Source organism: Pseudoalteromonas sp. RB2-MNA-CIBAN-0110 (assembly GCF_040309305.1).
In the GTDB taxonomy this organism is placed as follows: domain Bacteria; phylum Pseudomonadota; class Gammaproteobacteria; order Enterobacterales; family Alteromonadaceae; genus Pseudoalteromonas; species Pseudoalteromonas arctica.
This window is the reverse complement of record NZ_JBEOOQ010000151.1, coordinates 1-280: the sequence shown is the minus strand read 5'-3', so window position 1 is coordinate 280 and position 280 is coordinate 1. Positions and strand designations below refer to the sequence as shown.

1 protein-coding gene is annotated in these 280 nt (G+C 37.1%); it reads left to right on the top strand.

The features are described 5' to 3' along the window. Positions 1 to 280 (top strand): sigma-70 non-essential region-containing protein (locus tag AAEY68_RS20940; protein ID WP_350586812.1); only part of this gene is annotated, 280 nt, incomplete at both ends.

Genomic DNA, 280 nt, shown 5'->3' with positions numbered 1-280 from the left:
GGTTAATAACATGCGTGAAATGATGGACAGAGTTCGCGTTCAAGAACGTCTTATCATGAAGCATGCAGTTCAAGTTTCAAAGCTGCCAAAGAAAACCTTTGTTAAGCATTTTGCAAACAACGAAACTGACACAGCATGGCTTGATATTGAAATTGCAGCAAACGAAAAGCATTCAGCTAAACTTGAAGAAGTGAAGCCTGAAATACTTCGTTGTATTAGCAAACTTACTTCAATGGAAGAAAGCACTGGCTTAAGCATTGAACGTATTAAAGATATAAAC